This window comes from Streptomyces sp. NBC_00005, from assembly GCF_045160215.1.
GTDB lineage: Bacteria > Actinomycetota > Actinomycetes > Streptomycetales > Streptomycetaceae > Streptomyces.
In genome coordinates this window covers 2,526,602-2,553,279 of record NZ_CP108316.1, presented here as the reverse complement: position 1 = coordinate 2,553,279, position 26,678 = coordinate 2,526,602, and the positions used below count along the sequence as shown (strand labels likewise).

Annotated in this window: 26 protein-coding genes; 11 read left to right on the top strand and 15 right to left on the bottom strand. The window is 69.7% G+C overall.

Going from position 1 to position 26,678, the window contains the following annotated elements:
* The first annotated feature begins 35 nt into the window (after positions 1 to 35).
* The 5 genes from OG303_RS12140 (at position 36) to OG303_RS12120 (ending at position 3,898) form a co-directional block, all read left to right on the top strand.
* Positions 36 to 518, top strand: a complete 483-nt coding sequence (locus OG303_RS12140) for a hypothetical protein (RefSeq protein ID WP_405867719.1) — start codon at positions 36 to 38, stop codon at positions 516 to 518.
* 98 nt (positions 519 to 616) lie between these two features.
* Positions 617 to 2,101, top strand: coding sequence for an AlkA N-terminal domain-containing protein (locus OG303_RS12135; RefSeq protein WP_405867717.1), 1,485 nt, complete (start codon positions 617 to 619; stop codon positions 2,099 to 2,101).
* 15 nt (positions 2,102 to 2,116) lie between these two features.
* Positions 2,117 to 2,599 (top strand): methylated-DNA--[protein]-cysteine S-methyltransferase, encoded by a 483-nt coding sequence (locus OG303_RS12130; protein ID WP_405867715.1) that lies wholly within the window; start codon positions 2,117 to 2,119, stop codon positions 2,597 to 2,599.
* Positions 2,600 to 2,684: 85 nt separating this feature from the next.
* Positions 2,685 to 3,389, top strand: coding sequence for a pentapeptide repeat-containing protein (locus OG303_RS12125; RefSeq protein ID WP_405867713.1), 705 nt, complete (start codon positions 2,685 to 2,687; stop codon positions 3,387 to 3,389).
* A gap of 2 nt (positions 3,390 to 3,391) precedes the next feature.
* Positions 3,392 to 3,898 carry a hypothetical protein gene (locus OG303_RS12120; RefSeq protein ID WP_405867711.1) on the top strand — a complete coding sequence of 169 codons (507 nt, stop codon included), beginning with the start codon at positions 3,392 to 3,394 and terminating at the stop codon, positions 3,896 to 3,898.
* A 3-nt stretch (positions 3,899 to 3,901) separates the two neighbouring features.
* On the opposite strand, the gene OG303_RS12115 is transcribed toward OG303_RS12120, so the two are convergent.
* From OG303_RS12115 to OG303_RS12105, 3 genes are all read right to left on the bottom strand, one after another.
* Positions 3,902 to 4,597: an SIR2 family NAD-dependent protein deacylase gene (locus tag OG303_RS12115; protein WP_405867709.1), complete on the bottom strand. Its 696-nt coding sequence runs from the start codon at positions 4,595 to 4,597 to the stop codon at positions 3,902 to 3,904.
* A 139-nt stretch (positions 4,598 to 4,736) separates the two neighbouring features.
* Positions 4,737 to 5,417, bottom strand: coding sequence for a response regulator (locus OG303_RS12110; RefSeq protein WP_405867707.1), 681 nt, complete (start codon positions 5,415 to 5,417; stop codon positions 4,737 to 4,739).
* Positions 5,414 to 6,568, bottom strand: coding sequence for a sensor histidine kinase (locus OG303_RS12105; RefSeq protein WP_405867705.1), 1,155 nt, complete (start codon positions 6,566 to 6,568; stop codon positions 5,414 to 5,416). Before OG303_RS12105 ends, OG303_RS12110 begins: the two co-directional genes overlap by 4 nt.
* A 187-nt stretch (positions 6,569 to 6,755) precedes the next feature.
* Between OG303_RS12105 and OG303_RS12100 the strand changes: the two genes are divergently transcribed.
* The 5 genes from OG303_RS12100 to OG303_RS12080 all read left to right on the top strand — a co-directional run bounded on the left by OG303_RS12100 (position 6,756) and on the right by OG303_RS12080 (position 11,362).
* On the top strand, positions 6,756 to 7,388 hold the full coding sequence (locus tag OG303_RS12100) for a hypothetical protein (protein WP_405867703.1): 633 nt from the start codon (positions 6,756 to 6,758) through the stop codon (positions 7,386 to 7,388).
* Between the two features lie 365 nt (positions 7,389 to 7,753).
* Positions 7,754 to 8,386 (top strand): hypothetical protein, encoded by a 633-nt coding sequence (locus OG303_RS12095; protein WP_405867701.1) that lies wholly within the window; start codon positions 7,754 to 7,756, stop codon positions 8,384 to 8,386.
* 110 nt (positions 8,387 to 8,496) lie between these two features.
* Positions 8,497 to 8,721 carry a ferredoxin gene (locus OG303_RS12090; protein ID WP_053747430.1) on the top strand — a complete coding sequence of 75 codons (225 nt, stop codon included), beginning with the start codon at positions 8,497 to 8,499 and terminating at the stop codon, positions 8,719 to 8,721.
* Positions 8,678 to 10,102, top strand: coding sequence for an NAD(P)/FAD-dependent oxidoreductase (locus tag OG303_RS12085; RefSeq protein WP_405867699.1), 1,425 nt, complete (start codon positions 8,678 to 8,680; stop codon positions 10,100 to 10,102). The genes OG303_RS12090 and OG303_RS12085 overlap by 44 nt, the downstream gene beginning before the upstream one ends.
* A 24-nt stretch (positions 10,103 to 10,126) precedes the next feature.
* Entirely contained in the window at positions 10,127 to 11,362 is a 1,236-nt protein-coding gene (locus tag OG303_RS12080) for a cytochrome P450 (RefSeq protein WP_405867697.1), read from the top strand.
* On the opposite strand, the gene OG303_RS12075 is transcribed toward OG303_RS12080, so the two are convergent.
* The 3 genes from OG303_RS12075 to OG303_RS12065 form a co-directional block, all read right to left on the bottom strand.
* Positions 11,359 to 12,093 (bottom strand): SIR2 family NAD-dependent protein deacylase, encoded by a 735-nt coding sequence (locus OG303_RS12075; RefSeq protein ID WP_405867695.1) that lies wholly within the window; start codon positions 12,091 to 12,093, stop codon positions 11,359 to 11,361. The two genes, OG303_RS12080 and OG303_RS12075, sit on opposite strands and share 4 nt — an antisense overlap.
* 292 nt (positions 12,094 to 12,385) lie before the next feature.
* Entirely contained in the window at positions 12,386 to 12,880 is a 495-nt protein-coding gene (locus OG303_RS12070) for an NUDIX domain-containing protein (RefSeq protein ID WP_405867693.1), read from the bottom strand.
* 152 nt (positions 12,881 to 13,032) lie between these two features.
* Positions 13,033 to 14,112, bottom strand: a complete 1,080-nt coding sequence (locus OG303_RS12065; RefSeq protein ID WP_405867691.1) for an ADP-ribosylglycohydrolase family protein — start codon at positions 14,110 to 14,112, stop codon at positions 13,033 to 13,035.
* A 218-nt stretch (positions 14,113 to 14,330) separates the two neighbouring features.
* Here OG303_RS12065 and OG303_RS12060 point away from each other — a divergent pair, with 218 nt between their 5' ends.
* Positions 14,331 to 15,449, top strand: a complete 1,119-nt coding sequence (locus OG303_RS12060) for a glycerate kinase (protein ID WP_405877215.1) — start codon at positions 14,331 to 14,333, stop codon at positions 15,447 to 15,449.
* A 108-nt stretch (positions 15,450 to 15,557) separates the two neighbouring features.
* Here OG303_RS12060 and pssA read toward each other — a convergent pair whose 3' ends face one another.
* From pssA to OG303_RS12015, 9 genes are all read right to left on the bottom strand, one after another.
* A complete protein-coding gene (gene pssA, locus OG303_RS12055) occupies positions 15,558 to 16,376 on the bottom strand; it encodes a CDP-diacylglycerol--serine O-phosphatidyltransferase (protein ID WP_405877213.1) in 819 nt (272 codons plus the stop codon).
* A gap of 22 nt (positions 16,377 to 16,398) precedes the next feature.
* Entirely contained in the window at positions 16,399 to 17,055 is a 657-nt protein-coding gene (locus tag OG303_RS12050) for a phosphatidylserine decarboxylase (protein ID WP_405877211.1), read from the bottom strand.
* Between the two features lie 170 nt (positions 17,056 to 17,225).
* Positions 17,226 to 18,431 (bottom strand): acyl-CoA dehydrogenase family protein, encoded by a 1,206-nt coding sequence (locus OG303_RS12045; RefSeq protein ID WP_405867689.1) that lies wholly within the window; start codon positions 18,429 to 18,431, stop codon positions 17,226 to 17,228.
* Between the two features lie 2 nt (positions 18,432 to 18,433).
* Complete coding sequence (locus tag OG303_RS12040) at positions 18,434 to 18,946, bottom strand: MaoC family dehydratase (RefSeq protein ID WP_405877209.1); 513 nt, start codon at positions 18,944 to 18,946, stop codon at positions 18,434 to 18,436.
* Between the two features lie 2 nt (positions 18,947 to 18,948).
* Positions 18,949 to 19,914, bottom strand: coding sequence for an HpcH/HpaI aldolase/citrate lyase family protein (locus tag OG303_RS12035; RefSeq protein ID WP_405867687.1), 966 nt, complete (start codon positions 19,912 to 19,914; stop codon positions 18,949 to 18,951).
* Positions 19,911 to 21,959, bottom strand: coding sequence for a protein meaA (locus OG303_RS12030; protein ID WP_405867685.1), 2,049 nt, complete (start codon positions 21,957 to 21,959; stop codon positions 19,911 to 19,913). Before OG303_RS12030 ends, OG303_RS12035 begins: the two co-directional genes overlap by 4 nt.
* 17 nt (positions 21,960 to 21,976) lie before the next feature.
* The gene (ccrA, locus tag OG303_RS12025; RefSeq protein ID WP_405867683.1) at positions 21,977 to 23,320 is read right to left on the bottom strand and encodes a crotonyl-CoA carboxylase/reductase; all 1,344 of its coding nucleotides are present in this window, start codon (positions 23,318 to 23,320) and stop codon (positions 21,977 to 21,979) included.
* A gap of 433 nt (positions 23,321 to 23,753) precedes the next feature.
* A complete protein-coding gene (locus OG303_RS12020) occupies positions 23,754 to 24,584 on the bottom strand; it encodes a TetR family transcriptional regulator (RefSeq protein WP_405867681.1) in 831 nt (276 codons plus the stop codon).
* Between the two features lie 142 nt (positions 24,585 to 24,726).
* Positions 24,727 to 26,532, bottom strand: coding sequence for a 3-hydroxyacyl-CoA dehydrogenase family protein (locus tag OG303_RS12015; protein WP_405867679.1), 1,806 nt, complete (start codon positions 26,530 to 26,532; stop codon positions 24,727 to 24,729).
* Between the last annotated feature and the right edge of the window lie 146 nt (positions 26,533 to 26,678).

The window sequence follows — 26,678 nt, the reverse complement described above, 5'->3', positions numbered from 1 at the left end:
AGCCGACAGCGGGGCCGTAGAAGGGATCACCGCCCATGAGTCAGCACGCAGCACAACCGTCCGGAAACCCGTCGGGCGAGGTCGGCAGCGCCTGGTCCGCCCGCCCTCCACGTCCCCCGGGGGACGGCGGCCACGGCTGGTCGACCGGCGGTGTCGTGTTCGCCGGGGTGCTGATGCTGTGCGGCGGCATCCTCGCCGTCCTCCAGGGCATCGCGGCGATCAACGACGACGACGTCTACGGCCGGGTCGGCAACTACGTCTACGAGCTCGACCTCACCGGCTGGGGCTGGATCCACGTCATCCTCGGCGCACTGGTCGCGGTCACCGGCTGGGGCGTGCTCAAGGGGATGTCCTGGGCCAGGTTCACAGGCATTTTCCTCGTCTCGCTCAGCCTGATCTCCCAGTTCCTTTTCCTGCCGTACGCGCCGGTCTGGGCCGTCGTCATGATGGCGATCGACGTGTTCGTGATCTGGTCGCTGGCCGCACGGCAGCAGACGCCCGGCGGCAGTCTGGTGTGAGATGAACCGCGGGCCGGAATCCGGGCCGGTCCAGCACACGCGAGGTTGATGTCGGATTCTCGCCAGCTCCGGCCCGGCCCGTCGCCGATGCTGGACGCATGCAGAACGGGATGCACACCGACCGAGAGCGCTGCGTACGCGCCGTCCAGTCCAAGGACGCCCGCTTCGACGGGTGGTTCTTCACGGCGGTCCTGACGACCCGGATCTACTGCCGCCCCAGCTGCCCGGTCGTACCGCCCAAGCCCCAGAACATGGTCTTCCACCCGAGCGCGGCCGCCTGCCAGCAGGCCGGCTTCCGGGCCTGCAAGCGCTGCCGCCCCGACACCAGCCCGGGCTCCCCCGAGTGGAACCAGCGCGCCGACCTCGTGGCCCGCGCGATGCGCCTGATCGCCGACGGCGTCGTGGACCGCGACGGCGTGCCCGGCCTCGCCGCCCGCCTCGGCTACAGCACCCGGCAGGTCGAGCGTCAGCTGCTCGCCGAGCTGGGCGCCGGCCCCCTCGCGCTGGCCCGCGCCCAACGCGCCCAGACCGCACGCCTGTTGATCGAGACGACCCTGCTCCCGATGGCGGAGATCGCCTTCGCCGCCGGCTTCTCCTCGATCCGTACCTTCAACGACACCGTGCGCGAGGTCTTCGCCCTGGCCCCGAGCGAACTGCGGGCCCGGCTGCCGAAGACGACCCCGCGTGCCGCGACCCCGGGCGCGCTCGCCCTCCGGCTGCCCTTCCGCACCCCGCTCAACCCCGACAACCTCTTCGGCCACCTCGCGGCGACCGCCGTACCCGGCGTGGAGGAGTGGCGGGACGGCGCCTACCGCCGAACCCTCCGCCTCCCCTACGGCCACGGCATCGCGTCCCTCACCCCCGAACCCGACCACATCGCCTGCCGCCTCACCCTCAGCGACCTGCGCGACCTGCCCGTCGCCATCAGCCGCTGCCGCCGCATGCTCGACCTGGACGCCGACCCGGTCGCGATCGACGACCAGCTCCGCACCGACCCCCTGCTCGCCCCGCTGGTCGACAAGGCTCCCGGCCGACGCGTCCCGCGCACGGTCGACGAGGCGGAGTTCGCCGTCCGCGCCGTCCTCGGCCAGCAGGTCTCCACGGCCGCGGCCCGCACACACGCGGCCCGCCTGGTCACGGCACACGGCGATCCGGTGGACGACCCGGAAGGCGGCCTCACCCACCTCTTCCCGACCCCCGAGGCCCTGGCCGCCGTCGCCCCCGAGACCCTGGCGATGCCCCGCACCCGCCGCACCACTTTCACCACCCTCGTACGCCAACTCGCCGACGGAAGCATCCACTTGGGCCCGGAGAGCGACTGGCCCGCAACCCGCACCCAACTCCTCGCCCTCCCCGGCTTCGGCCCCTGGACGGTCGACGCCATCGCCATGCGCGCCCTTGGCGACCCCGACGCCTTCCTCCCCACCGATCTCGGAATCCGCCGCGCCGCCCAGGAGCTGGGCCTCCCCTCCACCCCGGCGGCTCTCACCGCTCGCGCGGCGGCCTGGCGCCCCTGGCGGGCGTACGCGGTCCAGTACCTGTGGGCGACCGAGAGCCACCCGATCAACTTCCTTCCCGTATAAGGACGTTCAACGACCATGAAGCAGTACAAGGTCATCGCCAGCCCCTACGGCCCCCTCACCCTCGTCGCCGACGACGGCGTGCTGTGCGGCCTCTACATGACCGAACAACGCCACCGCCCACCGGAGGAAACCTTCGGCACCCGCGACGACACACTCTTCGACGAGGCGGAGGACCAACTACAGGCCTATTTCGCAAGCGAGTTGAAGGAGTTCACCCTCGAACTCCACCTGAACGGAACCCCGTTCCAACGCACGGTGTGGGAGCAACTCCAGCGAATCCCCTACGGCGAGACCCGCTCCTACGGCGAACTCGCCGACGCCCTCGGCAACCCGTCCGCCTCCCGCGCCGTCGGCCTCGCCAACGGCAGGAATCCGATCGGCATCATCGTGCCCTGCCACCGCGTCGTCGGCGCGAACGGCAGCCTGACGGGCTACGGCGGCGGGCTGGAACGCAAGCAGCGGCTGCTGGACCTCGAGCGAGGTGCGGGCCTCTTCTGAACCCCTGGCCCGAGACCGGTACTTCGGCCTCCTGCACCTTGTATGGTCACGCGCGTGAAGAGGGGCATTCGACCACAGGGGTGAGATGGCGGGCAGCGACGTGCAGGTATGGACCGGAATCGTCGGAACCTTCGCCACCGTCGGCGTCAGTGTGCTGGGAGTGCTCAACTTCCAGCGCAAGCGCGACAGGTCCGCAGCGGTCGGGACCGCGTTCAGGGACGTCATGGAAGCTCTGGCGTCGGACAACTCGACCCAGCAGATGGCCGCGGCGATCCTGATGCGCCGGTTCTTCGACACCAACTCGGAACAGGGCGCGGGCCGCACCCCCTACGCGAACGAGGCGATCGCGGTGATCACCGGACTGCTCAGGGAATCCGAGGCGGGCCACATCCAGAAGGTTCTCGCCGACGGCCTGCGCTACGCCCCCTCCCTGGCTCGGGCGGACCTGCAGGGCTGCAACCTGACCCGCGCCTATCTCGGTCGCAAGGAGGGCGACAGGAAGAAAGTCGACCTCACCCATGCCGACCTCTTCGAGGCCGATCTCACGGGCGCTTCCCTGAAAGGGGTCGTCGCGACCGGGGCGGTCTTCTACCGCGCGACTCTGGTGGACGCGGTACTGTCCGACGCTGTCCTGACCGGTGCGGATTTCAGGGAAGCCCGGCTGGCCGGTGCCAACTTCTCCGCGGCACGGCTCGACGGCGCGCAGTTCTCCGGGGCCTCGGACATTCCGCCGAACATAATGGGTCTGATGGATTCGAACGGCAGAGTAGTCAGCGAAGAACCCGTATGAAAATGAGCACCACCGAACTCCCCCGCGTCTTCCTCGGGACGCCGTCCCTCCTCACCCCGGAGCAGCAGTCGGAGCTGGAGCGGTGGGTGGCCTGGCTGGAGCGTCGGCCGTGCGACGTCGTCCGCCTGGGCCGGGACAGCTACGGCGATGACCCCTGGCGCGTCCTGACCCGGCTCCTCTCCCATGCCGACGGCGTGTTGTTGCTCGGCTTCAGACAACTCGACGCACGGACGGCGGTCTGGCGTCCGGACACCAAGGAGGAGGCTCCGTCGGCGGCCTGGTGGACCTCTCCCTGGCTGCAACTGGAGGCGGGCATGGCGGTGGCCCTCGGGCTGCCGGTCCTGGTCGCACCCGAGGACGAGGTGGAGGACGGCGCGTTCCACCCCGACGTCTGGGGCACCCACGTGAACGGCACGGCGCTGGGGGATGCCCCGGGTGCAGCGGCCGACGACTGGCTGAAGACGGTCCGCGCCCACTGGACCCGCCGCACGACCCCCGACCCGGCGTGACCCCTACGAACCGGGCTCCCGCAGCCCGCGCAGAAGGGCGGGCAGTGCCGTCCCGATCGGCTCTCGTACCACTTCGTCGGCCCGGTCGTCGTACGGCGTCGGCTCGGCATTGACGATGACGAGCCGTGCCCCGTGGTCGGCGGCGATGCCGGCGAGCCCGGCGGCAGGCTGCACCTGGAGGCTGCTGCCGACGGCGATGAACACCTGACAGGCCTGGGTGATGGCGACGGCCTCGCCGAGGATCGCGGGATCGGGCCGTTCGCCGAACATCACGGTCGCCGACTTGAGGATCCCGCCGCATTCCAGGCACGGCGGATCCTCCTCGCTGGCCTCGACCCGAGCGAGCGCGTCCTCCATCGGTCCCCGCGCATGACACCCCGTGCACGTGAAACTCCGTGCGCTGCCGTGCAGTTCGAGCACCTTGCGAACGGGCATCCCGGCGAGCTGGTGCAGTCCGTCGACGTTCTGCGTGATGACCCGCACCGGCACGCCGGACTTCTCCAGCTCGGCTACGGCGCGGTGCGCGGCGTTGGGTTGCGCCTGCAGTGCCCGGTTCTTGCGCCGCATCTGCCATGACCGCCGTCGGATCTCCGGATCGCCCATGTAGTACTCGTACGTCACGAGCTTCTCGGCCTCGGGATCGCGCCGCCACAGCCCGTTGGGGCCGCAGTAGTCGGGGATGCCGGAGTCGCAAGGCATTGGTGGATGTACCCGGGCGGTGAAGGTCAACCCCGTCACGATGGTCCAAGGCCTGCGCCGATCGGCGTCCAACTGTGCCGAAGCGTCCGCTGTTTGAACGGCGCCTGCCCGCACGTGCCGCGTGCCGGTTGTCGGCTGACTACTGGTCCGGTTGTGGGTGGCCTGCCTCCCCGGGGTGGACGAGGGCGTGTTCATAGGCGTACACGACGACTTGTACCCGGTCGCGGAGGCCGAGTTTGGAGAGGATGCGCGCGACGTGCGTCTTGACGGTGCCCTCTCCGATGAACAGGCCGGTGGCGATCTCCTGGTTGGACAGTCCGCGTGCCACATGGCGCAGTACGTCGAGTTCGCGAGCGGTGAGGGTGTTCAGCTCCGCCGACCGGGAGGCGTGGGGCGGGGGGCTTGCGAGGAAGCGTTCAATGAGCCGACGGGTGGTGTCGGGCCCGAGGAGGGCGTCTCCGGCGGCGACGACGCGGACCGCGTCCACGATGCGTTCCGGCGGATCGGTCTTGAGGAGAAACCCTGCTGCGCCGGCCCGCAGTGCCTCATAGACGTACTCGTCGATGCCGTAGGTGGTCAGCACGAGTACCCGGGTGGGGGTGGTCAGTGCGGCAAGCCGACGGGTCGCCTCAATGCCGTCGACTACAGGCATGCGGATGTCCATCATGACGACGTCGGGCTTCAACGCCGTGGCAAGCGTTACCGCTTCGGCACCATCGGCTGCCTCGGCGATGACCTCCACATCCGCTCGGGCCCCCAGGATGGTGCGCAGGCCCGCACGTACGACGGCCTGATCGTCGGCGAGGAGGACCCGGATCATGACGTGGTGGGGAAGGAGGCGCTGACCTTCCAGCCTCCCCGTGGATCGGGCCCGGCGTCGAACCGGCCGCCGAACACCGCGACGCGCTCTCGCAGTCCGATCAGGCCCCTGTGGGCGCCGGGGCCCGGACTGGTGCCGGTGCCGTCGTCGGCGATCTCCACCTCTACGGCGTCGTTGCGGTAGCGCAGGACGACCCGTACCTCGGCCCGGCCGGCGTGTTTGAGCGCGTTGGTGAGTCCCTCTTGGACCACGCGGTACGCGTTGAGCTCGACGCTCGCCGGTAGGTCACGTTCCATCCCCTCGGTCCGGAGCCGCACCGCGAGCCCTGCCGAGCTCGTCGTGGCGACCAACCGCTCGATGTCGCTCAGGGTCGGCTGAGGGTGGCGTTCAGGCTTCGCCTCGTCGCGTATCAGTCCGACCAGTGTGCCCAGCTCTGCGATCGCCTCTTGCCCCGTCGCGCGGATCAGTTGGAGAGCCTCGCGTGCCTTGCCCGGATCAATGTCGAGGACCTGTTCAGCCGCGCCGGCATGGAGGACGACCACCCCGAGTCCATGGCTGATGACGTCGTGCAGTTCGCGCGCGATGCGGCGTCGTTCCTCGTCGGCGACGGCCTCGGCCAGCGCCTGCTGATTCCGCTTCAACAGGTCGGCGCGGCGCTCCGCGGTCCGGACCCGGCTTCGTAGCCGTCGCGCGGTCAGGCCGACGACGAGCGGGAGGGACAGGGCCGTGAAGGTCCACAACAGGTCGGGAACCGCCTCCTGCGCGGGCTGTCCGAGCCCCGTGGTTGCGGCGAACCCCGCGAGCAGGGCCACCGCGAAGGGCAGGTTGCGGCCGTAGGCACCTGCGGAATACGCGGCCACGAGGGCGACCAGCACCGATGAGCCTGTCTCGTAGTGCCCGAGGGCCATATACACGGCCGCCAGTGCCCCGAGGGCACCGGTGAACGAGATGAGCGGACAGATGCGTCGTACCGCCAGGAACGCGGCGGACGTCATGGCCAGCGCCGCCGACGCCCACCGCGGCTCGGGCCAGTCCGAGGTGTGGAGCGCGTCGAGACCGACGTAGGCGGCCAGCAGAAGCGCCAACACGACGTCGAGCAACGGCGATTTCGCCACGCCCCGCACAGCGGAACCGAGCCCTTGGGCCTGCATGAGCGAACCATAGTCCTGGCCCGTCGGCGCGGCGTCTGTCCTGAGAGGGATCCGGCGTCACCCGTGCGGTCCAACTGCCTCTGACCGCGGACTGACGACAGGTCCGGCCCCGCGTTCCTACCGTCCTTACCAGTGGCCCGAGCGGGTTGCCGGTGCCGAAACCGACCGAGGGCAAGGGAGCACGATGATGGACCGATTCATTCGCGCAGGGACCATTGCCGCTGTCCTGGGAGGTCTGCTGCTGGCGGTCGGGGCTTTCCTCCAGCTTCTGCCGCCGCACTACGAGCACTTCTCCGACGAGGTCGTCACCGGCGCGTTCGCAGTCTCCTCGGCGCTCCGCTTCACGGGGGCGATCCTCATGACGTGGGGACTGGTCGCGATCTACGCGCGCCAGGCCGACCGGGCGGGTCGGCTCGGACTCGTCGCCGTCGTCGCGTGCCTGGCCAACATGGCCCTTCAAGGGGGATGGATGTTCGCAGACCTCTTCGTCGCGCCGACCTTCGCAAAGGACGCTTCACAGATCCTCGACGGTGACTCTCCCGGGCGCCTGGCCGCGGCGGCCATGGTCGCGTGGTTCGCCAACTCCACCTTCGTGCTCCTGGGCATCGCGACCATGAGGGCACGGGTGCTTCCCAAGGTCTGCGGCATCGCACTGATCGTCGCCGGTGCGTGCACCGTGGTTCCTCTGCCGGTCGATGGGCCTGCCTTCGAGGTCGTCATCGGAATCGCCTTCACCGTGGCCGGCGTTCGTGCAAGCACGGTCCGGGGGTCCGCGCAACTCGCAGCCGAGACGCCCGCCTTGAGCCATCCGACTGCCTAACCGCGGCCGGGAGCGTTGCCGGGGGATGGGGGCAGACCGCACTTCGCGGCGGTCTGCCTCCCCAACTCCGGGGGAATGTCTCTTACGCTTCGCTCCGCACGACGTGGGTGTGGAGGCGCGCCGGCGGAATGCTCCTGTCGCAAGGCATCGGTGGATGTGACGCCGGCTGACGTCGCTGGAGCGCCGGAGCGGAACAAGAGGCACGGACATGTACAGCCGGCTCATCGTCAGCGGCGGCCCGAATCCGACGAGTGGCCATAGCCCGTATGGCGCACCGCGGTCTTCCTCCCGAGTGACCCCGGTGGCGCGAGTCCCTGGATCGCTGGTGTCTGTACGAAGGAGGACCCGGCAGAAAGCGAGAGACCATGGAGCGAAGGCACGAGCGCCTCGCGACACCCTGGGCCGCCGGGGTGGCCGGGGTGGTGTTCGCGGTCCTGATGGCCGCGGCGATCGTCCTGATGCGCATCGCTCTGCCCGCCGGCGGGGACGACGCAACCGTCGATGCCGGACAGCGCGGCGCCGTTCGGACGGCGCTGGCGCTGATCCCGTTCGCCGGGATCGCCTTCCTGTGGTTCATGGGCGCCCTGCGCGAGCAGGCCGGCGAGGCCGAGGACCAGTTCTTCTCCACCGTGTTCCTGGGCAGCGGCCTGGTCTTCGTCGCCACCCTGTTCGGCGTTGCCGCGGCGGCCGGAACCGTGCTCGACGAGAGTCAGCAGCACCCTCCTTTCGGCCGGGACTTCGCCTACACCCTGCTGACGACGTACGCCATGCGGATGGCGGCGGTGTTCATCATCACGACCTCGACCATCGGCCGCCGACACGCAGCCCTCCCGCGCCCGCTCGTCGCCCTCGGCTACCTGGCGGGCCTTACGCTGCTCGTGGTGGGAGCGAACGTGCCCTGGTCCGAACTGGTCTTTCCGGCCTGGGCGTTGCTCCTCAGCCTGAACATCCTGCGGGGTCGGCGTCCCGCCCGGCCACGGCCGGCCCCATCGACCTGAGCCGACCGCACCGCTCACTCGAACGGTCTCCTTCTCGTCGCCGTATCCCGTCCGGCCACCGAGGGTGGTCGCAGGGGCTGACCGGGCCCTTGGAGAGGACCGATCCCGTGGTGAGGATTGCCGTCGACCTGAACCGCTGCCAGGGGTATGCGCAGTGCGCGTTCCTCGCGCCCGAGATCTTCGCCATGCACGGCGAGGAGGCGCTGCTGTACGACCCGGAGGCCGACGAAGCACAGCGCGCGAAGCTGGCCCAGGCCGCCGCGGCCTGCCCGGTCCAGGCCATCCTCGTCGATGCGGTGGACGTACCGGCCGAGGCGGTGTCCGGTGCTCGGTGACGGATCCCTGGAACGGCTCAAACGCGAGGGCCGCATCGTCGTCGTAGGCGCCTCGCTGGCCGGCCTGCGCGCCGCCGAAACCCTGCGGGCCGAGGGGTTCGCGGGCTCCCTGACCATGATCGGCGACGAGCCCCACGAGCCGTACGATCGGCCCCCGCTCTCCAAGCAGGTGCTGCTGGGCAGGGCGGCCGCCGACCACACCGCGCTGCCCAGGCTCAGCTCGGTCGACGCGACCTGGCGACTCGGTGTCCCGGCCACCGGCCTGGACATGGCCGCACGGCGGGTGCGGCTGGCCGACGGCGACGAGGTGCCGTACGACCGGCTGCTGATCGCCACCGGGGTCCGGGCGCGACCGTGGCCGCGCGAGCCCGAGGCGGAACTCGACGGCGTCTTCGTCCTGAGGACCCGCGACGACAGCGCCGCGCTCGCGCGGCGGCTCGAGGCGGGACCCAAGCGGGTCCTCGTCATCGGGGCCGGGTTCACCGGCTCGGAGATCGCCTCCGCCTGCCGCGAACGCGGCCTTGCCGTCACCGTCGCCGAGCGCGGCTCGACACCCCTCGTCGGCGCGCTCGGCGGAGTGATCGGTGCGGTCGCCGACGAGATGCAGCGCGAGCACGGTGTGGACCTGCGGTGCGGCGTCATGGTGACCGCTCTGGAGGGCGATGCCTCGGGACGGGTACGCGCCGCGCATCTGTCCGACGGCTCCACCGTGGAGACCGACGTGGTGATCGTCTCGCTCGGCGCCACCCGCAACACCGAATGGCTCGCCGGATCCGGACTCGGGGCAGGTCCCCGCGGCATCGCCTGCGACGCCGGCTGCCGCGCCTTCGACATCCGCGGAATCGTCACCGACGACATCTATGCGGCGGGCGACGTCGCACGCTGCCCGCACCCCCTGTTCGGCTACCAGTTCCTGTCTCTGGAGCACTGGGGCAACGCCGTCTCCCAGGCCCGGATCGCGGCGCACAACATGATCAGCGAGAGCTCCGACCGCATCCCGCACATGGAGGTGCCGGCCTTCTGGTCCGCGCAGTTCGGAGTCAACATCAAGTCGGTCGGGGTGCCGTCACTGGGGACGGAGATCCTCATCTCGCAGGGATCGCTCAAGGATCACCGGTTCGTCGGCGTCTACGGGTACCAGGGGCGCGTCATCGGCGCGGTGACCTTCGACCACGGCCGCTGGCTGCCGTTCTACCAGGAGCTGATCGAGACCACCGCGCCGTTCCCGCCGCCGTTCTCCACCGTCGACCGGAGCTCGGACGGACAGCGGCCGGTCGACGCCGACTTCCCCGACCCTTCGGTGCCCACCCACGGCCCCACCGTGACCCTCGGCGGATACTCGCCGGCCGACCGCCGGATGACGTTCACCCCCGCGCACTGACCCGTACGGCCACGAGGACTCGCCATGACGCAATCCTTGCTGCACCAGATCCTGGACTACGCCAACCGCGCCAACCCGTACCCGATCTACGAACAGCTGCGGAAGACGCCGGTACACCACGAAGCCGGCGGGCCGTACGTCATCAGCACGTACCACGAGATCCGCAGCCTCCTGCACGATCCCCGGATCAGCTCCGACGCCCGCAATCTGGCCTCGACCGCCCGCGACCCGCTGGCCGAGCCGGCCCGCGAGGAGAGCGCCCTGCCGCCCGCGTTCCTGCGGCTGGACCCGCCGGAACACGACCGGCTGCGACGTATGACAAACCGGCCCTTCGGCCCGCCGCACTCCCCGCAGCGTGTCGACGGTATGCGCGGAGAGCTCCACGACATCGTCTCCGGCCTCATCGACGGCATCGGCGACCCGGGCCGGATCGACCTTGTGGAGCAGTTCTCCTACCCCTTCCCGGTGACCGTGATCTGCAGGCTGCTCGGGGTGCCGCGCGAGGACGAGGCGCGCTTCCACACCTGGGCGGACACGCTCGCCGCGAGCCTGGACCCCGACCCGGACGCGGACCCCACCGAGCGGGGCAAGGGCGCGCACGACGCCCGTATGCAGTTGGGCATGTACCTGGCTGGCCTGATCGAGGAACGCCGCAAGAATCCCGGCGACGACATGCTCTCCCAGCTGGCGACGGCCAAGGGCGAGGACGGCGCGATGACGACGATGGAGCTGCTCAGCACCGCGGCACTGCTGTTGATCGCGGGCCACGAGACCACCGTCAATCTCATCACCAACGGAATGCTGACCCTGCTGCGCCATCCCGACGTCCTGCAGCGGCTGCGCTCGGATCCGCAGCTGGCCGTGCCCATCGTCGAGGAACTGCTGCGCTTCGAGCCGCCGGTGCAACTGGTACCACAGCGCACCACCCTCGCCGACATCGAGGTCCACGGCGTCACCATCCCCAAGGGCGCCTCCCTCTGGCTGGTTCTGGCGTCCGGAAACCGCGACCCCCAGCGCTTCGAGGACCCGGACCGCTTCGACCCGGACCGCCGGGACATCCAGCACCTCGGCCTGGGCAGCGGCATCCACAGCTGCTTCGGCGCACCACTCGCCCGGCTGGAGGCCCAGCGCGCCCTGTCGGAACTGGCCCGGAGGCTGGAAAACCCACGTCTGCTGGAGGACCCGCCGCCGTACCGGCACAACGCCGTGCTGGGCGGGCCGCGGCATCTGCTCATCTCTTGCGACGGGATCCGTCATTAGGGGTGCGCCATGCCGAGCTGGCGCAGCAGCTTCGGCAGCGCGGTGCCGATGGGTTCGCGGATGACTTCGTCGGCCCGGTCGTCGTAGGGCGTCGGCTCGGCGTTGACGATGACGAGCTGCGCCCCATGATCCGCAGCGACACCGGCGAGCCCGGCCGCCGGCTGCACCTGGAGGCTGCTGCCGACGGCGATGAACACCTGACAGGCCTGGGTGATGGCGACGGCCTCGCCGAGGATCGCGGGATCGAGCCGTTCGCCGAACATCACGGTCGCCGACTTGAGGATCCCGCCGCATTCCAGGCACGGCGGATCCTCCTCGCCGGCCTCGACCCGAGCGAGCGCGTCCTCCATCGGTCCCCGCGCATGACACCCCGTGCACGTGAAACTCCGTGCGCTGCCGTGCAGTTCGAGCACCTTGCGGGCGGGCATCCCGGCGAGCTGGTGCAGTCCGTCGACGTTCTGCGTGATGACCCGCACCGGCACGCCGGACTTCTCCAGCTCGGCTACGGCGCGGTGCGCGGCGTTGGGTTGCGCCTGCAGTGTCCGGTTCTTGCGCCGCATCTGCCATGACCGCCGTCGGATCTCCGGATCGCCCATGTAGTACTCGTACGTCACGAGCTTCTCGGCCTCGGGATCGCGCCGCCACAGCCCGTTGGGGCCGCGGTAGTCGGGGATGCCGGAGTCGGTCGAGACACCGGCGCCGCTCAGGAGGGCGACGAGGGGCTTGGTCATGGCTTCGAGGGTAGGGCGGCGGCGCGAGCCGGGCGAAGGGATATCCGGGGCTGCGGTTGCGATCAAGAGGGTGAGGCGGACACTCGGACATCCTGCTCACATCGTTCCTCGTCACGAGTCTCACCGCGGCGTGTCTCGTCGTGTGGGGATACGCCGATCCCGGGGCGATAGCGCGCAAGTTGTGTTTCGAGGCGCCGGACAACATCCCGTTCTGCCCGATCGGCGCGACGCCGGCGGGCGCCGTTTCGCTGCGGCACATGCAGGGCACGGCCACGCCGTACATGGTGCGGGCTCAGCCCACCCTGCGGCCGTTCTCCAGTTCCGCGGTTCCCGAGCCCTCGTCCAGGACGTCCAGCGCCGCCAGCACACGATGGCCGAGGGAGTCGTGCAGGTGTTCGGTGAGTTCCTCGCGGGGGACGAGGCGCCAGGAGAGCAGTTCCTCCTCCTGGAGGCGGATCGCCTTGAAGTCGGCCTCGTCGAGGACCCCGCCGTCGTACAGGTACGCCACCAGCGGCGGCCAACTCGGCTTGTACACCCAGTCCACGGCGAGCAGCCGGCCCAGTTCGCAGTCGAGCCCGATCTCCTCGAGCGTCTCGCGGCGCGCGCCCTGGCGCGGGGTCTCGCCGTCGTCGGACTCGATCGTGCCGCCCGGAAGGGCCCAGCCCTCACGGTAGTTGGGCTCGACGAGCAGCACCCGGCCCGCGGCGTCGCGGAAGAGGGCGGCGGCCCCGGCGAGGATGCGGGGGAGGCCGGCGATGTAGGTGGCGAAGTCTGGCGTGGTGGTCATTCAGGAAGGGTAACCAGCTCGCGCAGCCGCCTCCCGTCCTCGCTGCCCGGCTGGGGGAAGTGGCAGATCAGGCTGAGCCAGGGCGCTTCCTCCAGCGCCATGCGCGCCTCCGCCTCCCACTCGGGCATCAGGGTCGTGCATGGGGGCCGCCGTCAGGCCTCCGCCTCCGCCTCCGTCAACCGCACCGTCCGCTCCGCCAGCTCGCTGATCCGCACCCCGTCGAAGCCGAACACCGCGCTGCGGACGGTGTCCTCCAGCGGCTCCTTCCACTGCGCCGGAATCGCGTCCGCCCCGGTCAGTACGCCGGCCACCGAGCCCGCGGTCGCCCCGTTGGAGTCGGTGTCCAGGCCGCCGCGGACGGTGAGCGTGATGGTGCGGGTGAAGTCGCCGTCGCCGTACAGGAGCCCCGCGGTGAGCACCGCCGCGTTCGGGATGGTGTGGATCCAGCCGAGCCCCGCGGTCTCCTCGGCGACCGTGGTGAGCGTGTCCTCCCAGGTCATCCGGGTGTCGTGCAGCGAAACGACCCGGCGCACGGTGCGGGCGAGCCGGCTGCTCGCCGGGATGACGGTCAGCGCCTGGTCCACCGCGTGCCGCACCGTGGGCGCCGTGAACGCCGCCGCGATCAGCGCCGCCGCCCACATCGCGCCGTACACGCCGTTGCCGGTGTGCGAGAGCACCGCGTCCCGGCGGGCCAGGGAGGCGGCGCGGCGCGGGACGCCCGGGCAGGTCCAGCCGTAGATGTCGGCGCGGATCAGGGCGCCGATCCACTCCTGGTACGGATTGTCGTAGGTGGCCGTCAGCGGCGGTTTGAGCCCGTTGGCGAGGTTGCGGTACGTGGCCCGCTCCGCCGTGAAGGTCTGCAGATACGGCAGCCGCAGCAGCCACAGGTCGCCGACCTGCTCGGTGCTGAAGCCGAAGCCGTGGGTCTCCAGGAGGTCCAGGCCGAGGATCGCGTAGTCGACGTCGTCGTCGCGGCAGCTGCCGTGGATACGGCCGCGCACGCACTGGCGCCACTCCGGGCGCAGCTCGAAGCCGTCGCTCTCGTCGGCGGGCTCGGGGAGGTAGTCGGTGAGGGGGAGGGCGGCGGCCTGCCGCAGGTAGCGGTCGATGCGGTCCCGCGTCCACAGGTCGCCCTGCTCGACCGGTTTGCCGAGCATGTTGCCCGCGATCCGGCCCAGCCAGCCCCCGAGGATGCGGTCGGCGAGCTCTGGCTCGGTGCCGACAGGGGTCATAACTGAAGGTTTACCCAATTCCGGACGCCGCTGCCCGCGGTTCGGGAACTACCGCACAGCCGGCTCCGAGGAACGTCCCAGGGTCCGGTCGGGGCATGACGCCGGGGGCGTCCTCCGGTTAAGGTCGCAGCGGCGCGACTGGCCTTGACATATGCGCGAGGCCCGGAGAGCAAGGGGAAGACAAGGTGGCGGACGCTGCAGGCATCGGTGCCCAGAGGGTGCTCATCGCCGCGGACAAGTTCAAGGGGTCGCTGACGGCCGTGCAGGTCGCCGAGCGGGTGACGGCCGGGCTGCGCCGGGTCGTACCGGAACTCCAGGTGGAGGCCCTGCCCGTGGCGGACGGCGGCGACGGGACCGTGGACGCGGCGGTCGCGGCCGGTTTCGAGCGGCGCGAGGTGCGCGTCGCGGGGCCGCTCGGACACGAGGTGACGGCGGCGTTCGCGCTGCGCGGCGGCACCGCGGTGGTGGAGATGGCGGAGGCGAGCGGCCTGCAGAGGCTGCCGGCCGGTGTCTTCGCACCGCTCACGGCGTCCACGTACGGCTCCGGGGAGCTGCTGCGGGCCGCGCTGGACGCGGGCGCGCGGACGATCGTGTTCGGTGTCGGCGGCAGTGCGACCACCGACGGCGGCGCCGGAATGCTGTCCGCGCTGGGCGCGCGGTTCCTGGACGTGGAGGGGGAGCCGGTCACCCCGGGCGGCGGCGGCCTCGGCGAACTCGCCTCCGCCGACCTGTCGGACCTGGACCCGCGCCTCGGCTCCGTCGACCTGGTGCTGGCGAGCGACGTCGACAACCCGCTGACCGGCCCGAAGGGCGCACCCGCCGTCTACGGCCCGCAGAAGGGCGCCTCCCCGGACGACGTGGAGATCCTGGACGCGTCCCTCGCCCACTACGCGAAGGTGCTGGAGGAAGCGGTCGGCGCGAAGGCGGCCGAACACGCGGCGTCCCCGGGCGCGGGCGCGGCGGGCGGCATCGGCTACGGCGCGCTCCTCCTCGGCGCCCACTTCCGCCCCGGCATCGAGGTGATGCTCGAGGTGCTCGGCTTCGCGCCGGCGCTGGAGTGGGCGGACCTGGTGATCACGGGCGAGGGCTCGCTGGACGAGCAGACCCTGCACGGCAAGGCCCCCGCGGGCGTCGCCGCCGCCGCGCGCGCCGAGGACAAGGAGGTTGTCGCCGTGTGCGGACGCCTCGCGCTGCCGCCGGACGCACTGGGCCGGGCGGGCATCCGCCGGGCGTACCCCCTGACGGAGGTCGAGCCGGACGTCGCCAAGTGCATCGAGGATGCCGGGCCGATCCTGGAGCGGGTGGCGGAGCAGATCGCACGGGATTTCCTGAGCTGAGGCGGCCGCCGCACGGAACGACGAAACGGTGAAGGGCCCCGAGCCGAGTGGCTCGGGGCCCTTCACCGTTGTGGAACAGCCTGTTGTGGAACCGCTGTCGTAGAACCGCTACGGCAGCTGTGCCGCCCGGGCCTCGCGTCGGTTGTCCCGGAAGTTGTTCACCCGGCGGGCCGTGGCGAACAGGGGGATCACCGCTCCGGTGACCAGCTGCAGCGCGCAGCCCGTCTGAAGGAGCAGCTGACCGCTCGGGGCGTCGAAGGCCCAGGCCGCCAACAGGCCCATCGACACGACGATCCAGGACAGCATCGCCACCGCGAGACGGCCCCGCGGCTTCGGGTACTCGACCCGGCTCACCATCAGCCAGGCCGTGCCCAGGATCGCCAGGAGCGTCGCCACGAAGGGCAGCTCGAGGAGCACGATCGAGACCACCGTCAGCGCCCCGAACGGCGACGGCATGCCTTGGAACATCCCGTTCGGGACCGTCACGCACGAGAACCGCGCCAGCCGTAGCACCACGGCGAGGAGCACCACGATTGCCCCCACCGCCGCCACCCGCTGATGCGCGTCGTCGGCGACCATGCCGTACACGAGGACGAAGTACGCCGGCGCCAGGCCGAAGCTGATCAGGTCCGAGAGGTTGTCCAGCTCCGCGCCCATGGGGGAGGAGCGGAGCTTGCGCGCCACCAGGCCGTCGAACAGGTCGAAGACCGCCGCGCACAGCATCAGGATCACCGCGGTGGCCGCGCTGTGGCGGGCCATGCCGGTTTCCTGGTCGCCGGTGAGGTGCGGGATCAGGATGCCGGTGGTGGTGAAGTACACCGCCATGAAGCCGCACGTGGCGTTGCCGAGGGTGAGGGTGTCCGCTATTGAGAGGCGAAGAGAGAGGGGCATCTCCTCGTCGTCGTCCACCTCGTCGGCCTCCGGCACCCAGCCCGCCTGGGTCTCAGGATCAATCACGGTCAATGCGAGTCACCCCAGCCACGGTCTTCTGACCGACCTCGACCGCGACCTCCACGCCCTCGGGCAGGTAGATGTCGACGCGCGAGCCGAAGCGGATCAGCCCGATGCGGTCACCCTGCTCGACCTTCGTGCCCTGCGGGATGTAGGGGACGATGCGACGGGCCACAGCGCCGGCGATCTGGATCATTTCGATGTCGCCGAGTTCGGTGTCGAAATGCCAGACTACGCGCTCGTTGTTCTCGCTCTCCTTGTTGAACGCCGGAACGAACCCGCCGGGGATGTGCTCGACCGACGTCACCTCGCCGGAGAGGGGCGCGCGGTTGACGTGGACGTTGAGCGGGCTCATGAAGATCGCGACGCGGGTGCGGCCGTCCTTCCACGGCATGATGCTCTGCACCACACCGTCGGCGGGCGAGATGACCCGGCCCTGGGCGATCTCGCGCTCGGGGTCGCGGAAGAACCACAGCATGCCCGCCGCGAGCGCGGTGGCGGGCACGGCCACGGCCTTGGCGGCGCCGGAGCGGCGCGCGCGGACCAGGCTGAGGGCTGCGGTGGCGACGGTCGGGAGAAGCCACGGCGATGCTCCGCGCGCGAGGCGTACGCCTGCCAGGCTGTCGCGTGGTGCAGAGGTTTGGCTGTGGGGCATGGATGACCTTCGTAGCGGATGATGCCGCGCTGTAACGGGGGACGGCGGCTTTCCCGGGATCGTACCGGTCGCGGGCCACAACTGGGCAAGCCAGGAAGCCGAGTCGGCGGCCGAGGAGTGTTGACGGGGTGTGACCTTCTTCTCCAAGAAAACACCCCGTATCCGGACATCTAGCCCTGGAATCGATACTCTTCGAGCAGCCTGCGACCGATGATCATTTTCTGGATTTCGGCGGTACCTTCACCGATCAGCAGCATCGGGGCCTCGCGGTAGAGGCGCTCGATCTCGTACTCCTTGGAGAAGCCGTAGCCGCCGTGGATCCGGAAGGCGTCCTCCACGACCTCCTTGCAGTACTCGGAGGCGAGGTACTTCGCCATACCGGCCTCCAGGTCGTTTCGTTCCCCGGAGTCCTTTTTGCGTGCCGCGTTGACCATCATGGCATGGGCGGCCTCGACCTTGGTAGCCATCTCGGCCAGCTTGAACTGGATGGCCTGGTGCTGGGCGATCGCCTTGCCGAAAGTGTGCCGTTGCTGGGCGTACTGGATGCCGAGTTCGAACGCACGCTGGGCGACACCGCAGCCACGCGCCGCCACGTTCACACGGCCGACTTCCACGCCGTCCATCATTTGGTAAAAACCTCGGCCGGTTTCGCCGCCGAGCACGCGGTTGGCCGGAACTCGCAGGCCATCCATGATCAGCTCGGTGGTGTCGACGCCCTTGTAGCCCATCTTGTCGATCTTCCCGGGGATGGTGAGGCCGGGGCGGACCTCTCCGAAGCCGGGCTCCTTCTCGACGAGGAAGGTCGTCATCGACTTGTGGCGGGCGGTGCCCTCCGGGTGTCCTTCGTCACTTCGGACCAGAACGGCGACCAAAGAGGACGTTCCGCCGTTCGTCAGCCACATCTTCTGGCCGTTGAGGACGTACTCGTCGCCGTCCTTGACCGCCTTGGACGTGATGGCGGACACGTCCGAGCCGAGCGCCGGCTCCGACATCGAGAACGCGCCGCGCGTCTCGCCCAGCGCCATGCGCGGCAGGAAGTAGTCCTTCTGCTCCTGCGTGCCGTGCTGCTTGAGCATGTACGCCACGATGAAGTGGGTGTTGATGATGCCGGAGACCGACATCCAGCCGCGGGCGATCTCCTCGACGCAGAGGGCGTAGGTGAGGAGCGACTCGCCCAGACCCCCGTACTCCTCGGGGATCATCAGGCCGAACAGGCCCAACTCCTTGAGGCCGTCGACGATCTGCTGCGGGTACTCGTCGCGGTGCTCCAGCTCGGTCGCGACCGGGATGATCTCCTTGTCCACGAAGTCGCGGACGGTGGACAGGATCTCCTGCTGGACGTCGGTCAGACCTGCGGTCTGGGCGAGTCGCGCCATGACTACTTCTCCTGCTCCTTGAGCTCGGGGCGGCCGGGCTGCTCGCCGCCGCGCTCCTTGATGTACGTCTCGGTCGGCACCATGACCTTGCGGCGGAACACGCAGACCAGCGTGCCGTCCTGCTTGTAGCCCTTGGTCTCGACGTAGACGATGCCGCGGTCGTTCTTCGACTTCGACGGCCACTTGTCGAGCACGGTCGTCTGGCCGTAGATCGTGTCGCCGTGGAAGGTCGGCGCCACGTGCTTGAGCGACTCGATCTCCAGGTTGGCGATCGCCTTGCCGGAGACGTCCGGCACGGACATGCCGAGCAGCAGCGAGTAGATGTAGTTCCCGACCACGACGTTCTTGCCGAAGTCCGTTGTCTTCTCGGCGTAGTTGACGTCCATGTGGAGCGGGTGGTGGTTCATGGTGAGGAGACAGAAGAGGTGGTCGTCGTACTCCGTGACCGTCTTCCCGGGCCAGTGCTTGTAGACCGCCCCGACCTCGAACTCCTCGTAGGTGCGCCCGAACTGCATGCTCACGCCTCCGGAATCTCGAACTTGCTGGTGCGCTGCATGCCGGCGGCGCGCCCCTTGCCGGAGACGACCAGGGCCATCTTGCGGCTGGCCTCGTCGATCATCTCGTCGCCGAGCATCGCCGAGCCCTTCTTGCCGCCCGCCTCGGACGTGTAGTAGTCGTACGCGTCCAGGATCAGCTCGGCGTGGTCGTAGTCCTCCTGCGAGGGCGAGAAGATCTCGTTGGACGCCTCGACCTGGCCCGGGTGCAGCACCCACTTGCCGTCGAAACCGAGGGCCGCGGCACGCTGGGCGACCTCGCGGTAGCCGTCGATGTTGCGGATCTGCAGGTAGGGGCCGTCGATCGCCTGGAGGTTGTTGGCGCGGGCGGCCATCAGGATCTTCATCAGGATGTAGTGGTAGGCGTCCGCCGGGTAGCCGGGCGGCTGCTCGCCCACGACCAGCGACTTCATGTTGATCGACGCCATGAAGTCGGCCGGGCCGAAGATGATCGTCTCGACGCGCGGGGAGGCCGTCGCGATCTCGTTGACGTTGTTGAGGCCCTGCGCGTTCTCGATCTGCGCCTCGATGCCGATCTTGCCGACCTCGAAGCCCATCGTCTTCTCGATCTGGGTCAGCAGGAGGTCGAGGGCGACGACCTGCTGAGCAGTCTGCACCTTCGGCAGCATGATGCAGTCGAGGTTCTGGCCGGCGCCCTCGACGACGGTCACGACGTCGCGGTACGTCCACTCGGTCGTCCAGTCGTTGACGCGCACGACCCTCGTCTTGCCCGTCCAGTCGCCCTCGTTGAGGAACTTGACGATGGTGTGCCGCGCCTCGGGCTTGGCGAGCGGGGCGCACGCGTCCTCGAGGTCGAGGAAGACCTGGTCGGCGGGGAGGCCCTGTGCCTTCTCCAGGAAGCGGGGGTTGCTTCCGGGCACCGCGAGGCAGGAGCGTCGCGGACGCAGACGGTTGACGGGCGTGGTCATGCGGGGACCTCCAGGGGGTCGAGCTTGTTCGCTTTCCGGATCTCGTCGACGATGCGGCCGATGATTCCGGTGATGTCGAAGTCCTTCGGGGTGAAGACCGCGGCCACGCCCGCAGCCCTCAGCTGTTCGGCATCGCCATTGGGGATGATCCCACCGGCGATGACAGGTATATCTGTGGCACCGGCCACACGAAGCCGTTCCAGCACGTCAGGGACCAGCTGGGCGTGCGAGCCGGACAGGATCGAGAGGCCGACCGCGTGCACGTCCTCGGCCAGCGCCGCGTCCACGATCTGCTCGGGCGTCAGCCGGATGCCCTGGTAGACCACCTCGAACCCGGCGTCACGTGCCCGCACGGCGATCTGCTCGGCGCCGTTGGAGTGGCCGTCCAGGCCCGGCTTGCCGACCAGGAAGCGCAGCTTGCCGACGTCCAGCTCCTTCGCCGTCAGGTCGACCTTGCGGCGGACGTCGGCCATGGCCGAGCCCTCCTCGGCGGGGACCGCCACCGGCGCGGACGAGACACCGGTCGGCGCCCGGAACTCGCCGAACACCTCGCGCAGGGCACCGGCCCACTCACCGGTGGTGGCCCCCGCACGGGCGCACTCCAGGGTGGCCTCCATGAGGTTGCCGGTGCCCTTGGCCGCCTCCTTCAGCTTCTCCAGCGCCTTGCACGGGCGCGGGTGGTTGAAGGGCGGCTGGTAGCGCGTGTCGCGCCAGTGCTGGAGCCCGCCGATGACGCGGGCCTCGACGGCCGGATCGACCGTCTGGATGGCGGTGTCGAGGTCGGCGGTGAGCGGATTGGGCTCGGTCGTCTCGAAGATGTTGACGCCGATGATCTTCTCCTGCCCGGACTCGATACGAGCCCGGCGCTCGGCGTGCGAGGAGACGAGCTGCGACTTGAGGTAGCCGGACTCGACGGCGGCCATCGCGCCGCCCATCTCCTGGATCCGCTCGATCTCGGCGAGCGACTCCTCGACGAGGGCCGACACCTTCGCCTCGATGACGTGCGAGCCCTCGAAGATGTCCTCGTACTCCAGCAGGTCGCTCTCGTGGGCGAGCACCTGCTGGATGCGCAGCGACCACTGCTGGTCCCAGGGCCGGGGCAGGCCCAACGCCTCGTTCCAGGCCGGGAGTTGGACGGCACGCGCGCGTGCGTCCTTCGAGAGGGTCACGGCCAGCATCTCGAGCACGATCCGCTGGACGTTGTTCTCCGGCTGCGCCTCGGTCAGCCCGAGGGAGTTGACCTGGACGCCGTAGCGGAAACGACGCTGCTTGGCGTTCTCGATGCCGTAGCGCTCACGCGTGACCTTGTCCCAGATGCGGCCGAAGGCGCGCATCTTGCACATCTCCTCGACGAAGCGGACGCCGGCATTCACGAAGAACGAGATGCGGGCGACGACATCGCCCTTGCGGTCCTCGGGGATCTGGCCCGAGGCGAACACCGCGTCCAGCACGGCGATCGCGGTGGACATCGCGTAGGCGATCTCCTGGACCGGAGTGGCCCCGGCCTCCTGCAGGTGGTAGCTGCAGATGTTGATCGGGTTCCACTTGGGGATGTTGTTGACCGTGTAGCAGATCATGTCCGTCGTCAGACGGAGGCTCGGCCCCGGCGGGAACACGTGAGTGCCGCGGGACAGGTACTCCTTGACGATGTCGTTCTGGGTCGTGCCCTGGAGCTGGGTGATGTCCGCACCCTGCTCCTCGGCGACGACCTGGTAGAGCGCCAGCAGCCACATGGCGGTGGCGTTGATCGTCATCGAGGTGTTCATCTGCTCCAGGGGGATGTCCTGGAACAGCCGGCGCATGTCACCGAGGTGCGCGATCGGCACACCGACCCGGCCGACCTCGCCACGGGCGAGGACGTGGTCGGAGTCGTAGCCGGTCTGCGTCGGCAGGTCGAACGCGACCGACAGGCCGGTCTGACCCTTGGCGAGATTGCGCCGGTACAGCTCGTTGGACGCCTCGGCCGTGGAGTGACCGGCGTACGTGCGCATGAGCCACGGCCGGTCCTTCTCCCGCTTGCCTTCGGCGGGCTGACGCTCAGTCATCTATGACCCCGGGTGTCTCAGATGTTGCGGAAGCGGTTGATGGCGTCGATGTGCTTGGCGCGCATCTCCTCGTCGCGCACGCCGAGGCCCTCCTCGGGGGCCAGGCACAGCACGCCGACCTTGCCCTGGTGGAGGTTGCGGTGCACGTCGTAGGCCGCCTGGCCGGTCTCCTCGAGCGAGTAGACCTTCGACAGCGTCGGGTGGATCTTGCCCTTCGCGATGAGCCGGTTGGCCTCCCAGGCCTCGCGGTAGTTGGCGAAGTGCGAGCCGATGATCCGCTTCAGGGACATCCACAGGTAGCGGTTGTCGTACTCGTGGTTGTAGCCCGAGGTCGAGGCGCAGGTGACGATCGTGCCGCCCTTGCGTGTGACGTAGACGGAGGCGCCGAAGGTCTCGCGGCCGGGGTGCTCGAAGACGATGTCGACGTCCTCGCCGCCGGTGAGTTCGCGGATGCGCTTGCCGAAGCGCTTCCACTCGCGCGGGTCCTGGTTGTGCTCGTCCTTCCAGAACTTGTAGCCCTCGGCGTTGCGGTCGATGACCGCATCGGCGCCCATCGCCCGGCAGATGTCCGCCTTCTCCGGCGAGGAGACGACGCAGATCGGGTTGGCGCCACCGGCCAGCGCGAACTGCGTGGCGTACGAGCCGAGTCCACCGCTCGCGCCCCAGATGAGGACGTTGTCGCCCTGCTTCATGCCGGCGCCGTTGCGGGAGACCAACTGGCGGTACGCGGTCGAGTTGACCAGACCGGGAGCGGCGGCCTCCTCCCAGCTGAGGTGGCCCGGCTTCGGCATCAGCTGGTTGGACTTGACGAGCGCGATCTCGGCGAGGCCGCCGAAGTTGGTCTCGAAGCCCCAGATGCGCTGCTCGGGGTCGAGCATCGTGTCGTTGTGTCCGTCGGACGACTCGAGCTCGACGGACAGGCAGTGTGCGACGACCTCGTCACCGGGCGTCCAGGCGTTGACGCCCGGGCCGGTGCGCAGGACGACGCCCGCGAGGTCGGAGCCGATGATGTGGTACGGCAGGTCGTGCCGCTTGGTGAGTTCGCTGAGCTTGCCGTAGCGCTCCAGAAACCCGAAGGTCGCCATCGGCTCGAAGATCGAGGTCCAGACCGAGTTGTAGTTGACCGAGGAGGCCATCACAGCCACCAGGGCCTCGCCCGGGCCGAGCTCGGGCAGCGCCACCTCGTCGAGGTGGGTCGACTTGCGCGGGTCCTTGTCGCGGGTCTCCAGACCCGCGAACATCTCCGTCTCGTCCTTGTGCACGGTGATCGCGCGGTACGAGTCGGGGAGCGGCAGAGCGGCGAAGTCGGCCGACGTCGAGTCCGGCGACTGGATCGCCTCCAGGATGTCCTTAACGGTCACGGTGTTGCCTCCGGCGAATGGCGTCTTGAGGGGAGACGCTGAGGGTTACGTCGGTGCTGCTGAGGGTTTGGGGAAGTGCCGTCGGTTCGGCGGTGGTGCTGTTCGGCAGCGCTTTGTGGCGCGGGAGGTTGCCTGTGACGCAGGCGTCCGGGCGCCCAAGCCATTGGCTTGAGGGGACAGCCGGCGTACGAATGGTCGCTGCACGCCGGCCGCCCGGACTTCATCCAACGTATGACACCGCGTGTCACCTGGCAAGGCACTGAGTGCCAGAGATTGGCCTCAGATGAAATCTTTACGTAACAAATGAGCGATGATCGATCGAACGGGGTCTGAAAGATATGGGAAAAGGGCCTCTGACATGCCAAAACGGCCACCCCGAGGGGTGGCCGTCATTACAGGCGCGGAGTGTCTCAAGGCACTTCCGAGAAGGCGGTCAGCGGTCCTTGAGTGCCTGCTCGATGGTCCGCATGACCTCGTCCAGCGGGGCGTCGGTGCGGGCGACGGTGACCAGGACCTCGCCCTGGGTGGAGACCGTCGCGGGGGCCGGCGGCTTGGATGCCGTGGAGCGCCCCGCGCCGATGCCCGTCCCGAACGTCTTGCGCACGATCGCGAAGGCGTGGTCCAGCTGGGCTTCGACGTCACCCTGCCCGCCGGCCCGCAGCCAGCGCCGCAGGACGTGGTTGTGGGCGGTGACGACGGCGGACGCGGCGACCTCGGCCAGCAGCGGGTCGTCGTTGGCGTCGTCGTCGTGCGCGTGCTCGTCGAAGTGGCCGAGGAGGTAGCGGGTGAAGAGGCGCTCGTAGCGCGCCACCGACGCGATCTCCGCCTCGCGCAGCGTGGGCACCTCACGGGTCAGCTTGTAGCGGGCGACCGAGATCTCCGGCCGGGCCGCGTACATCCGCATGACTTCCTTGATGCCGCGGCACACCGTGTCGAGCGGGTGCTCATGCGGGGGAGCCGCGTTGAGTACGGCCTCCGCACGGATCAAGGTGTCGTCGTGGTCGGGGAAGATCGCCTCTTCCTTGGAGCGGAAGTGGCGGAAGAAGGTGCGGCGCGCGACCCCGGCCGCGGCCGCGATCTCGTCGACGGTGGTCGCCTCGTAGCCCTTGGTCGCGAACAGCTCCATCGCCGCGGCCGCCAGTTCGCGGCGCATCTTGAGCCGCTGGGCGGCCGCGCGACTGCCTGCGGCACTTTCCGGCGCGTCGGGCGTAGCTGGTGTACGTGAGGACTTGGCGGGCGAGGACATGACCCGAACGTACTGCATGTGCGCAGCTTGCTGCGCAGGTACGGGGGTTCCCCCGCCCTGGGCGGGCGGGGGAACGCCGGGTCCGGCCGTCGCGGGGTGACTGCCCGGGTCGAGCAGTCCGCCCCAGTCCGTTTCGCCGCTGAACCAGTCGCCGGGACGCTCAGCGCCGGGCATATTCGCGGAAGCCACGGCCCGTCTTCCGGCCGAGGCAGCCCGCGGCCACCAGGTGCTCCAGGAGCGGGGCGGGGGCCAGGCCCGGGTCGCGGAACTCGCGGTGCAGGACCTTCTCGATCGCCAGCGAGACGTCGAGCCCGACCACGTCCAGAAGCTCGAAGGGGCCCATCGGGTAGCCGCCGCCCAGCTTCATCGCCGCGTCGATGTCGTCGAGCGACGCGTAGTGCTCCTGCACCATCTTGATCGCGTTGTTGAGGTAGGGGAACAGCAGGGCGTTCACGATGAAACCGGCCCGGTCGCCGCAGTCCACGGCGTGCTTCTTGATCCTGCCGCAGACCTCGCGGACCGTCGCGTGGACGTCCTCGGCCGTCAGCACCGTACGGACGACCTCGACCAGCTTCATCGCCGGCGCCGGGTTGAAGAAGTGCATGCCGATCACGTCCTGCGGACGCGAGGTGGCGCGGGCGCAGGCGACGACGGGCAGCGAGGAGGTCGTGGTGGCCAGGACCGCGCCCGGCTTGCAGACCTTGTCCAGCGTCGCGAACAGCTGCTGCTTGATCTCCAGGTCCTCGGCGACGGCCTCGACGGCCAGATCGACGTCGGCGAAGGACTCGTAGGAACCCGCCGCGGTGATCCGGTCCAGGGTCTGCGCGGCGGCCTCGGCGGTCATCCGCCCCTTGTCGACGGAGCGCGAAAGCGACTTGCCGATACGGGCCTTGGCGGTCTGCGCCTTCTCCTCGCTGCGGGCGGCGAGCACGACCTCGTACCCGGCCTTGGCGAAGACCTCGGCGATGCCGGACGCCATGGTGCCGGAGCCCGCGACGCCGACGGAGCGGACCTCGCGGCCCGGGGTGAGGGCGGCGCCGTCCAGCGGCGTCAGCGCGTCCCGCACGACGGTGGCGCTGCCCGGAGCCACGTACGTGTAGAAGCCGCGCCCCGACTTGCGGCCGGTCAGGCCCGCCTCGCTGAGCTGCTTGAGGATCGGTGCGGGGGCGTGCAGCCGGTCGTGGGACTCGGCGTACATGGCCTCCAGGACCGTACGGGCGGTGTCGACGCCGATCAGGTCGAGCAGGGCGAGCGGGCCCATCGGCAGCCCGCAGCCGAGCCGCATCGCGGCGTCGATGTCCTCGCGGGAGGCGTACTTCGCCTCGTACATCGCGGCGGCCTGGTTGAGGTAGCCGAACAGCAGGCCGTCGGCGACGAATCCGGGCCGGTCGCCGACCGCGACGGGCTCCTTGCCGAGGTCGAGGGCGAGGTTCGTGACGGCGGTGACGGCGGCGGGCGCGGTCAGCACCGAGGAGACGACCTCGACGAGCTTCATGGCCGGCGCCGGGTTGAAGAAGTGCAGGCCGAGCACGCGCTCCGGGCGGGCCGAGTCGGCGGCAAGACGCGTGACGGACAGGGCGTTGGTGCCGGTCGCCAGGATGGTCTCCGGGCGCACGATGCCGTCGAGTTCGCGGAAGATCTGGTGCTTGATCTCGTACGACTCCGGGGCCACCTCGATGACGAGGTCGGCGTCGGCGGCGGCGCGCAGGTCGGTGGAGGTGCGGACGCGGGCGAGGAGGTCCGTGCGCTCCTGCTCGGTCAGCCGGCCTCGTTCCACGGCGCGGGCGGTGGCGGCCTCCAGGGCGGCGACGGCCTTGGCGGTCGCCGCCTCGCTGATGTCGATGCCGACGACCTCGCGGCCGGCCTTGGCCAGGACCTCGGTGATACCGGTGCCCATGGTGCCGAGGCCGACGACGGCAACGGTCGTGAGCGGAGACGAAGAAGAGTGGGACAGGGGAGTGGCCATCGCGGGACTCCAGGAATGAGGGGTGACGACTGGGAGCGCGCCCGGGTGCGCCGAGGGAGGACCGGCCTGAGCCGGACCATGGCGCACCGGGTGCGTGAAGAAGCGCGGGTGTTGCCGGGCTGCAAGCGCACACGCCCGGTGCCGTC

What these genes read in the sequence shown, in the direction of transcription:
- OG303_RS12140 (WP_405867719.1), top strand. Translation starts at nt 36, where the DNA reads ATGAGTCAGCACGCAGCACAACCGTCCGGAAACCCGTCGGGCGAGGTC.
- OG303_RS12065 (WP_405867691.1), bottom strand. Translation starts at nt 14,112, where the DNA reads ATGACCCCTGTCGGCACCGAGCCAGAGCTCGCCGACCGCATCCTCGGG.
- OG303_RS12030 (WP_405867685.1), bottom strand. Translation starts at nt 21,959, where the DNA reads ATGACTGAGCGTCAGCCCGCCGAAGGCAAGCGGGAGAAGGACCGGCCG.
- OG303_RS12120 (WP_405867711.1), top strand. Translation starts at nt 3,392, where the DNA reads ATGAGCACCACCGAACTCCCCCGCGTCTTCCTCGGGACGCCGTCCCTC.
- OG303_RS12020 (WP_405867681.1), bottom strand. Translation starts at nt 24,584, where the DNA reads ATGCAGTACGTTCGGGTCATGTCCTCGCCCGCCAAGTCCTCACGTACA.
- OG303_RS12130 (WP_405867715.1), top strand. Translation starts at nt 2,117, where the DNA reads ATGAAGCAGTACAAGGTCATCGCCAGCCCCTACGGCCCCCTCACCCTC.
- OG303_RS12035 (WP_405867687.1), bottom strand. Translation starts at nt 19,914, where the DNA reads ATGACCACGCCCGTCAACCGTCTGCGTCCGCGACGCTCCTGCCTCGCG.
- OG303_RS12095 (WP_405867701.1), top strand. Translation starts at nt 7,754, where the DNA reads ATGGAGCGAAGGCACGAGCGCCTCGCGACACCCTGGGCCGCCGGGGTG.
- OG303_RS12015 (WP_405867679.1), bottom strand. Translation starts at nt 26,532, where the DNA reads ATGGCCACTCCCCTGTCCCACTCTTCTTCGTCTCCGCTCACGACCGTT.
- OG303_RS12125 (WP_405867713.1), top strand. Translation starts at nt 2,685, where the DNA reads ATGGCGGGCAGCGACGTGCAGGTATGGACCGGAATCGTCGGAACCTTC.
- OG303_RS12110 (WP_405867707.1), bottom strand. Translation starts at nt 5,417, where the DNA reads ATGATCCGGGTCCTCCTCGCCGACGATCAGGCCGTCGTACGTGCGGGC.
- OG303_RS12115 (WP_405867709.1), bottom strand. Translation starts at nt 4,597, where the DNA reads ATGCCTTGCGACTCCGGCATCCCCGACTACTGCGGCCCCAACGGGCTG.
- OG303_RS12100 (WP_405867703.1), top strand. Translation starts at nt 6,756, where the DNA reads ATGGACCGATTCATTCGCGCAGGGACCATTGCCGCTGTCCTGGGAGGT.
- OG303_RS12050 (WP_405877211.1), bottom strand. Translation starts at nt 17,055, where the DNA reads ATGCCCCACAGCCAAACCTCTGCACCACGCGACAGCCTGGCAGGCGTA.
- OG303_RS12045 (WP_405867689.1), bottom strand. Translation starts at nt 18,431, where the DNA reads ATGGCGCGACTCGCCCAGACCGCAGGTCTGACCGACGTCCAGCAGGAG.
- OG303_RS12105 (WP_405867705.1), bottom strand. Translation starts at nt 6,568, where the DNA reads ATGCAGGCCCAAGGGCTCGGTTCCGCTGTGCGGGGCGTGGCGAAATCG.
- OG303_RS12080 (WP_405867697.1), top strand. Translation starts at nt 10,127, where the DNA reads ATGACGCAATCCTTGCTGCACCAGATCCTGGACTACGCCAACCGCGCC.
- OG303_RS12135 (WP_405867717.1), top strand. Translation starts at nt 617, where the DNA reads ATGCAGAACGGGATGCACACCGACCGAGAGCGCTGCGTACGCGCCGTC.
- OG303_RS12085 (WP_405867699.1), top strand. Translation starts at nt 8,678, where the DNA reads ATGCGGTGGACGTACCGGCCGAGGCGGTGTCCGGTGCTCGGTGACGGA.
- OG303_RS12075 (WP_405867695.1), bottom strand. Translation starts at nt 12,093, where the DNA reads ATGACCAAGCCCCTCGTCGCCCTCCTGAGCGGCGCCGGTGTCTCGACC.
- OG303_RS12070 (WP_405867693.1), bottom strand. Translation starts at nt 12,880, where the DNA reads ATGACCACCACGCCAGACTTCGCCACCTACATCGCCGGCCTCCCCCGC.
- OG303_RS12040 (WP_405877209.1), bottom strand. Translation starts at nt 18,946, where the DNA reads ATGCAGTTCGGGCGCACCTACGAGGAGTTCGAGGTCGGGGCGGTCTAC.